Annotated in this window: 5 protein-coding genes; all 5 read left to right on the top strand. The window is 52.5% G+C overall.

Features of this window, described 5'->3' with window-relative positions; genetic code table 11:
- A partial coding sequence (locus tag ACQY18_RS05965) for a PD-(D/E)XK nuclease family protein (RefSeq protein WP_428039207.1) occupies positions 1-1,003 on the top strand: 1,003 nt, incomplete at its 5' end.
- Complete coding sequence (locus ACQY18_RS05970; protein WP_428039208.1) at positions 1,000-4,380, top strand: UvrD-helicase domain-containing protein; 3,381 nt, start codon at positions 1,000-1,002, stop codon at positions 4,378-4,380. The genes ACQY18_RS05965 and ACQY18_RS05970, both read left to right, overlap by 4 nt.
- A gap of 37 nt (positions 4,381-4,417) precedes the next feature.
- On the top strand, positions 4,418-4,720 hold the full coding sequence (locus ACQY18_RS05975; RefSeq protein WP_176777953.1) for a YbaB/EbfC family nucleoid-associated protein: 303 nt from the start codon (positions 4,418-4,420) through the stop codon (positions 4,718-4,720).
- A gap of 36 nt (positions 4,721-4,756) precedes the next feature.
- The gene (locus ACQY18_RS05980; protein ID WP_428039209.1) at positions 4,757-5,698 is read left to right on the top strand and encodes an aldo/keto reductase; all 942 of its coding nucleotides are present in this window, start codon (positions 4,757-4,759) and stop codon (positions 5,696-5,698) included.
- Positions 5,689-6,987 carry an SPL family radical SAM protein gene (locus ACQY18_RS05985; RefSeq protein WP_428039210.1) on the top strand — a complete coding sequence of 433 codons (1,299 nt, stop codon included), beginning with the start codon at positions 5,689-5,691 and terminating at the stop codon, positions 6,985-6,987. The genes ACQY18_RS05980 and ACQY18_RS05985 overlap by 10 nt, the downstream gene beginning before the upstream one ends.
- Positions 6,988-7,115 lie beyond the last annotated feature (128 nt).

Below are 7,115 nucleotides of genomic sequence, written 5' to 3' on the forward strand. Positions count from 1 at the left end.
GTTGGAACGCTCTTTAACGGCCGTTAAAAATTTAGCGGCTTTCGGCGTGCCTACCGCCTATGACGGGCAAATTGCCTGCGGCGGGGAAATACTGGCGCGCGTGAACGAAAAAGGGTTTTCGCCCTCGGCCTTAATTACGCTGGCCCAATGCCCCATGCGGCACTTTTTGGCCCGCGGGGTGGGGCTTGCCGCGCCGGATGAGGTGCTTTCCCGTCAGGAATGGGCCCCCAACGCCAAAGGCAGTGCTTATCACGCCGTACTGGCCCGCGTGTATGGGGATTTGTACCAAGAGCATATCCGCCCGCAGGATTTGTTCCCTGCCGCGTTGGAAGAGCGGGTCAAGCGCGCGGTGCAAGAGTTAGTACCGGCCAACGCATATAAACAATTTGGTATTTACCCCGTGGTGTGGGAGCTGATTCGGCAGGAGCTTATCCAAAAAATAACGGATTTTGTAGTGGAAGAAGCGCCCAAGTTAGGTTCTTTTGTGCCGGGCGTGTTTGAAACGGAATTTGAGGCCGTTTACACCGCGGCGCAAGATACAAAAATAAAAATTCACGGGATTGTGGACCGGGTGGATTTGGACGAATCTTCCCGCCAATATCAGGTGGCGGATTACAAATCCAGTATCCACACCAAAAAAAGTTTGGAGCAAGCCTTACTGGCGGATAATGTGTTCCAACCGTTTTTATACGCCGTTATGTTGGCGCAAAATGCCCGGTTTGCGGGGTGGGAGTATGCCGGTTCGTGCCTACTGGAGTTAAAAAACGGCTACAAACGCAAGGATTTATCCCGTGACGGTTTTGATGAGGTTAAGCCGCAGGCGGACGGCTTTTTTGCCTGCCTGATGCGGCTCATTAAAAAAGGAGATTTTTACTTGGAAGTAAACGAAAATTGCGCCTATTGTCCGTTTAGCGGTATTTGCCGCAAAGATGCGTTCAAAACCCGTTTACGCGCGCGTCACAGCGCCGCCGCGGCAGAAGTGGCCGATTGGAGGAAATTATGAGCCAGAACGAATATCCTACCCTTGCCGATTACCGCCGCATTTGGCCCCTGGTGCAAGCCGGGGATTGGGCGCGCGCGGCCCGGGAGTTAAATATGGACCCGCGGGAAGACCGCCTAAAAGTACAGCTTTTGCTCGGCCAAAATATGGTGGTGGAGGCCGGCGCCGGTACAGGCAAAACCAGGCTTTTAATTGAGCGGTTATGTTTGGCGTTGGTGGCGCAGGGCATGGCGGCCGAAAAGTTGGTCGCGCTGACCTTTACGGAAAAAGCTGCCGCGGAAATAAAAAACCGTTTAATTGACAAATTACAACATTTAATTGCCTGCATTTTGGAACACAAGGCAGACGACTCCGGCACGCTGGCACTGCTTTGGGCCCACCGCCCGGTAGACCCGCAAGACGAAAAAGCCCACCAAAAAGCGGAGGAGGAAATGTTGCGGCGTATGCAAGAAGCCCTGGCCCATTTGGACCGCAGTGCCATCGGCACGATTCATAGTTTTTGCGGGGATATTTTGCGGGCCTATCCTCTGGAGGCGGGGCTATCCCCCAATGCGCAAATAGACCAAGGCGCGCGGGCAAGCCGCTTGTTTGAAGCCAAATGGAATACCTTTTTAGATAAAGAACTGGGCGTGCAGGCCCCGCGTGCGGAGGAGTGGAAAGCGGTATTGCAAAAAATCTCGTTAGACGATATAAAAAGTTTCGCTTCCGAACTATGCAAAGGCAACATAGATGCGTATGATTATTTTTCCCATGCGGATTTACTGGCCAAGTATTGTTTGGAAAGAGCCGCGCGGGCCGAAGCGCTTTCCACCGCATTTATGGAAGGGGTCAAAAAGCCGCGCAAGGTGGAAAATGCGCTAACGTGTGCCGCCGCCCAACTGCGCCGCAGTGCGCTATATTTGCAGGGGAAAAACCCGGGCCCGGCGCCGGAAGAATTGACTGTGTTAAACGGCAATATGCCCAAAGGCTGGGACGAAGATGCGTATGCGGAAGCGGGGGAAATTTGTGCTTTTTCCGCCAAAGCCGCACCGGAAGAACAGGACTTGTTCCGCAAAGTGTTGGAGCTGACGGCAGGTTTAGTGCAAGACGTCCGCTCCGGCGCGCAGGAAGCCGGCATTTTAAGTTTTGATGACCTGATTATCAAAACCCGCAATTTATTGCAAAACAACTTAAAAGTGCGCCGCCAGTTAAAAGAACAGTTTGATGCGTTATTTGTGGACGAGTTCCAAGATACAGACCCCGCCCAAGGGGAAATGTTCCTGTTTTTGGCGGAAGAAAAACAAGGCGCGGCTACCCGGTGGCAGGACGTGCGTTTGGCCCCCGGCAAATTGTTTGTGGTGGGGGACCCGAAACAATCCATTTACCGTTTCCGCGGGGCGGATATTACGGCCTATGAATTATTTACGGACTTGATTTTGCGCCAAGGCGGGCAGAAATGCTTTTTACAGCAGAACTTCCGCAGTGTGGCGGAAATTGTGGATATTTCCAACGCCGTGTGCGGGTGCGTGATGAAAGCGGAGCCCTCTTTCCAGCCGGAATATGTGCCGATTTTTACCAGCAAACCCGGGCGCAATAAAGCGGTGGAAATAGCCGCCGTAATGCCCCCGGAAAAAGTATCCGGCAACCAAAAAGCGTCGGATGTGTTGCGCCAGAACCAAGCCCAATTTGTGGCCGATTGGCTCCGCAGTCAAGTGGGGGTGATGACACTTCCCGGCGGTAAAAAATTAACTTATGGGGATGTGGCGCTTTTGTCCCAAACGTCTACTTCGCAACATTTTTATACCAATGCGTTGCGCCGGGCGGATATTGCGTTTAATGTGGAAGCGGACAAAAATTTCAATACCAACCAGGAAGTCCACGACTTCTTAAACTTCTTGCGCGTGGTGGAGGACCCCTCGGATAAAATTGCTTTAACCGGGGTTTTGCGCGGGCCGTTGGGCGGGTTTACGGACGAAGAAGTTTACACATTCGCCCGCCGAAACGAACTCTCCCCGTTTGCCACGGTGCAGGATGAGCGCCTGAGCGAATTTTATGCAATGCTGCGCAAATTTATCAACCGCGCCGGGCGCACGCCGCTCAAAGAGCTTTTGCGCACCGTGCGGGAAGAAACCTTTTTGCCGGAACTTTGCGCCATGGCGTACGACGGCGAACGGAGCCTTTCCAATTTAGCCAAACTGTGCGCGCTGGCGGAGGGCTACGCCGCCGAGGCGCCTTCCACCTTGGGGCAGTTTTTATCCGTTGCCCAACAATTAATGGAAGACCAGCCCGATTTGTTAAAAGGAACTGTCAGCGAAGAATCCTTAAATGCCGTTTCCGTAATGACGGTGCATAAATCCAAGGGGTTGGAATTCCCTGTCGTAATTTTGACGGATATTTCCCACGAATCTAAGGAAACGGCGGAAAAACGCCCCAAACATATTTATTCCTGGCAGTACAATATGCACGGCTTGCGTGCCGGCAAAGTGTGTGATGTAAAACTGGCCTTTTTGGAAGACGAACAAAAAAAGCACGCCCGGTGCGAAGAACTGCGCATTTTATATGTGGCTTTAACGCGCGCCAAGTTCAAATTGCTGGTAGTGGGAAATGTGGGCAAAAACAAAAAAACATTGGCGGAATCTTTCATGGCGGCGGGGTTTTATCCGTCCATTCCGCAGGGCGAGCCAAACCCGCAAACTTTGCCTAAAGAATTTGTAAAAGGGGATTTGACGGTGCCGGTGCATTATGTGCAGTACCGGGACCCGGCCACTTTTATTTATACCACGCATCAGGCGCCGGAACAAGAGCAAAGCGAAATGGAGCTGACGGATTGGCAACGCCTTTTTGCCGCCCGGCAGGCGCGTTATCAGGCGGCATTGAATACGCCGGTGCTTACGCCCAGCGCTCCGGCCCCGCAGGGTGCAGGCGCGGCCCAAGCGCAAGCGTTGGCCTTGGGCACGTTGGTACACAAGGCATTAGAACTGTATTTGGCGGACGAAGCCCGCAATTTGTCCCGCGCCTTAAACCGCGCTTTTGCGCTAGAGCAGGCGGATGCGTCTTTGCGGCAGGAAGCCGCCCAACTGGCCCAAAGTTTTGTGCAGAGCAAAACCTTTGCGCCGTTTTTGCAGGCTAAATTACTGGCGTGCGAAATGCCGTTTTCGCTAGTGACGCAAAACGGACAGGTGGTATCGGGCGAAATAGATGCCGTGGCCCAAACCCCGCAAGGGCTTTGGATTGCCGACTATAAGACCGACCGTTTGGAGGGGGAAACCCCGGCACAGGCGGCGGAAAAATACCGCGCCCAACTGGACGTATACCGTCAGGCCGCCCAAAAGATTTTTGGCGTAAAAAACGTGCGTTGCAGTGTGTTTTTTGTGCGGGAGTTTGCGGCGGTGGATTTATAAAAGCTAAAATATACTTAAATTTTGTGGAGGTTGTACCATGTTTGAAAAATTAGGACAATTAAAAGATTTATGGAAACTCAAAAGCCAAATGGAAGAATTAAAAAAGCGTTTGGACGGTATGGTGGTTAAGGTGGAAGGCCCCAAACATTGGGTGGAAATTACCATTTCCGGCTCGCAGGAAATCAAAGAAGTAAAAATTTTTGATATTGCCAAAGCGGCCACCCCGGCCGAATTGGGCGAAGAAATTAAAGCTGCCGTTAATAAAGCGGTGCGCGATTCCCAGGCTATGGCGGCCCAAGCTATGGGCGGTATGGCCGGCTTGAATATGCCGCAGGCGTAAGCCCATGTTCCCCGTTTTGGGAAAGGAACTTGCCTTGTGACTTTGACCAATACCCCGCTTTGCGCGGGGTTTATGCGTTTGTCCCGCCTGGGGCTGGGCACCTGGGCTTTTGGCGGGGGAACCGATTGGGGGCCCGCACAGGACGGGGACTCTTTGTCCGCCGTGTCCGCCGCATTAGACGGCGGGATAAATTGGTTTGACTCCGCCCCTGTTTATGGGGACGGCCACGCCGAAGAAGTGCTGGGCCGCGCCTTACAAGGCCGGCGGGATAAAGCCTTTATTGCCACCAAATGCGGCTTGGTGCGTTTTGCCAAAGGAATTAACCACTGGCTCAAGCCGGATTCCGTCCGGCAAGAGTTGGAAAACTCCCTGCGCCGTTTGCGTACGGATTATATTGATTTGTACCAAATCCATTGGCCGGACCCGGCTACCCCATTGGCTGAAACCTTGCAGGAGTTGGTGCGTTTGCGGCAGGAGGGAAAAATCCGCTTTATCGGGGTGTGTAATTTCCCTTTGGAACTTTTGCGGGAAGCCTGTTCCCTGGCGCCCATTGCCACTGTGCAAGGGTCGTACAGCCTGTTGGATACGGCCAAAGCCCGGGCCGTGTTGCCGCTCTGCCAAGCTAAAAAGCTGTTTTTTATAGCGTATGGCGCGCTGGCGGGGGGAATTTTAACCGGCAAATACAAAAAAATGCCCAATATCCGCCGGGCCGATGCGCGCAGTTATTTTTACCGTTTTTATAAAGGGGAAACCTTTACCGATTATTCCTGCCCGGTGGTGGAGCGGGTGCGCCAAGTGGCCGCGCAACAGGGGGTTTGTCCGTCTGCGGTGGCGCTGGCGTATGTGCTGGCCCAAGCGGGGGTAAAAAACGTGCTTTGCGGGGCGCGCGGGGCGGCCCAAATGGCGGAAAACCTAACCGCGCTTCAGGTGCGGCTCACCCCGCAGGAAATTGCATATTTGGAGGGCGTATGCCGTTAAACACCATAGAAACTTACTTACAGCAACTTTTGCCCGGGTTGGGCGTAAATAAAATGCGGGAAATCACCCGCCTGGTTTATGAAATTACTAAGCGTGACGGCATAACGCCCGCGCAGTTGTTCCCGGCGGAAAAGAAATGGAATTTTGAAAGCGCCAAAACTTTTTTATTAAAAAAACGCTATCCGGTTAATTTTGCCACCGCCGCGCGCAACCGTTTTTATTTACCTAAACTGGAACTGGACCCCGCCCAGCGGGCCGATTTAACCCCCCGGCCGTTTTATCCCAAAACGGTGTATATAGAAGACAGCGTGCAAGAAAGCGAACTGGCCGCGCGGGTGCGGGCCTTGTTTCCGCAGGCGCAGTTTAAGCTGACCGACGGCAAAACGCACGTTGGAAGCCCGAATTTTTCCAAACGGTTGGAAACCCTGCTTATCCACCGCGAAAAGTATGATTTTCTAAAACCTTGCCCGTGCAGTTGTGCGGCGGCGGGGTGCGGATATAATTTAATCAATTTGGGCTTTGGTTGCCGCTTTGAATGTGAGTATTGTTTTTTACAGCAGTATCAAAATTTGCACGCGGTGCTGCTGCCGGCCAATGTGGACGAGTTTTTGGCTAAAATAGATACGGCGCATTTTAATAAAGGGCCGTTTGACCGCCCGCGTATCGGCAGTGGGGAGTTTACGGATTCTTTGGTGTTTGATTCCATTACCCAATACAGCCAAAAAATTGTGCCGTTCTTCCGCGCGCGGCCGTATTTGCAGTTTGAGTTCAAAACCAAAAGCGTTTGTATAGACGGTTTATTGAACGCGGGCGGGGCGGAAAATGTGGTCGTTTCGTGGTCGGTCAATTCGTCCAAAATTACCGGGGAAGCGGAACATTTTACGCCGGATTTATCCGCGCGTTTGCAAGCCGCCTGCCAAGTGGCGCGGGCCGGGTACCGCCTGGGTTTCCACTTTGACCCGGTGATTATTTACAACGGCTATCAGGCCGATTATGCCCGCACCGTACAGGAAATGGCGGACACGTTGCCGCACGAAAAAATCGCCTGGATTAGCGTGGGGACGTTGCGCTTTAGCCGGGAGCTTAAAAAAATGATAGAAACCCGCTTTGTAAACAACACTATTTTGGACGGGGAGTTTTTGCTGGATTTTGACGGCAAAATGCGCTATGCGGATGCACAGCGGTTGGAGGTGTACCGCTTTTTGGTGCCTTTACTGCGTAAGGCGTTCCCAAAAACAATAGTGTATTTGTGTATGGAGGACCCGCAAATAGTAAAAGCTATTCAATAACGGCATTTGGTAAGCTCGGTTTTTAATGCGCGGGGAACAAAATGTTATTTTGTTCCCCGTTCGCATTTCATGGGCATACCATTTTCCAAATTTAAGCCCTTTTGCACCGCCTTTAGGCTTATGTAGCT

This window comes from Candidatus Avelusimicrobium faecicola, assembly GCA_900540405.1.
Classification (GTDB): domain Bacteria; phylum Elusimicrobiota; class Elusimicrobia; order Elusimicrobiales; family Elusimicrobiaceae; genus Avelusimicrobium; species Avelusimicrobium faecicola.